At 44.0% G+C, this 1,974-nt stretch carries 1 protein-coding gene and 1 pseudogene; both read right to left on the bottom strand.

From position 1 onward, the window contains the following. Nucleotides 1-450, bottom strand: a pseudogene (locus tag ACRCJ0_RS12895) (phosphoribosylformylglycinamidine synthase); the annotation flags it as partial. Between the two features lie 26 nt (nucleotides 451-476). Continuing rightward, nucleotides 477-1,974 (bottom strand): AIR synthase-related protein (locus ACRCJ0_RS12890; protein WP_431390683.1); only part of this gene is annotated, 1,498 nt, incomplete at its 5' end.

Here is a 1,974-nt window from a genome sequence, read left to right as displayed (position 1 = left end):
GACCATCACTTGACAGTCAAATCCAGCTTCTTCAAGGGCAAATTGTAAGTCATATTCACCATTGGTCCCGTATAAAACTGGAATCAAAGCTTTGACAGGGGTTGCCGTTTTGCCAAGAGAACTATTAGGGCATGCAAAACTATTGCCTGCGACAATCTTAGGTGTTTGGCGGTCAGCATTTTCAATCTGATCAAATACAGAAGCAAAAACTTCATTTGAAGCAGTTTCAATCGCCTTAACAGCGTAGTCTTGACCAGCAATTTGAATGGTATCTGCTTGCGTTTGGCCAACAACTTGGTAAGGAATATCCCCAAGTAAGTCTTTAGGACTGCCGGCTAATTCTAAGAGGAAAGCCCCCATCATCGGTTCAGCCAAGCGGTTGGTGAAGTCCTCTGAAACAGCCACAGAAATACCATTTCCATAAGACATTTCGATTAAATCTTTCAACATTCCGTTAAAACCAACAGTCGAAGCAGCTAATAAAGCGTCCCTTTAGCCAATTCGTGAATAGCATCATAAATCGCTTTTTCTTGGTCTAAATCGATGGTCCAGTCCCGGTTTAATGGATTTTCCACTAAGACAACTGTTGAACCTACTTGCTTGAAGGCACGAGAAACCACTTGGTCCACACGACCTTGCGCAACGGCGAATGACAATAATGTTGGCGGTACGTCGATATCATCAAAGGTTCCTGACATAGAATCCTTCCCACCGACACTCGCTAAATCAAGTCCAGACATAGCTAAGTTGGCCCCTAATAGAGATAAAACTGGTTTACCCCAGCGTTCCGGATCATTTTGTAAGTTTTCAAAGAATTCTTGGAAGGATAGACGTAAAGCTTTGTAGTCAAATCCTAAGGCCACCATGCGGCTGACTGATTCGATGACTGAGTAGAAAGCCCCGTGGAACGGTGATTGTTCTGATAAGTAAGGGTCAAATCCGTAGGCCATACCAGATGTCGTGGTCGTTTTACCGCCAGCAACTGGTAATTTTGAGACCATACCTAATTCAGGCGTTGCTCGGTATTTGCCACCGAATGGGAAGAGTACAGACGCACGGCCAATCGAACCGTCAAACTGTTCCGCCATAGCCTTTTGGCTCGCTCTATTTAAGGTTGACATATAAGCTTTTAATGACGCCTCATCCCAGACTGTCCCTGCTTTCACATCATTTTGGAAAATAGTTTGCGGTTGTCGTAAGGTTGCATTCGCGTGTTTAGCTGCTCCGTTTGAATCTAAGAAAGCTCTTGATAAATCAATAATTTGCTTGCCTGACCAAGTCATTTGCATCTGGTCATTATCAGTCACTTCAGCAATAATAGTCGACTCAACATCCTCCTCTTCGCAGTATTGTAAAAAGGCTTCAATGTCTTTCTCAGCAACCACAACAGCCATACGTTCTTGCGATTCAGAAAGTGCAATTTCACCGCCATGCATACCTGGGTATTTCACCGGTACATCATCCAGTTGAATGTCCAAACCATCTGCAAGCTCACCAACAGCAACAGAAATCCCACCAGCACCAAAGTCGTTACAACGTTTGATTAAACGTGTTGCTTCTCCGCGTCTAAATAAGCGGGTAATTTTTCTTTCAATGGCTGCGGCCCCTTTTTGTACTTCAGCACCTGCATTTTCAAGAGATTGTTCCGTTTGAATTTGCGATGACCCAACGGCTGCACCCAAACCGTCACGACCAGTCCGACCACCTAATAAGATGATTTTATCTGTTGCAACTGGTATTTCGCGGACGATATTTTCTTTTGGTGCCGCTGAAATTAAAGCCCCTGTTTCCAAACGTTTAGCTTCATAACCAGGATGGTAAATTTCTTCAGCGTAACCACCCGTTAAACCGATTTGATTGGCGTAATCGCTATTACCTTCTAAGGCACGTTTCGTGATGGTTCTTTGCGGTAATTTTTCAGGATGAGTGGCCTCAAGTGGTAGATTAGGGTTTTTAGCCCCCGAAATTCGCATT

This window comes from Aerococcus sp. L_32 (assembly GCF_050689315.1).
The sequence above is the reverse complement of the archived record's forward strand: the minus strand, read 5'-3'. Positions and strand labels throughout refer to the sequence as shown.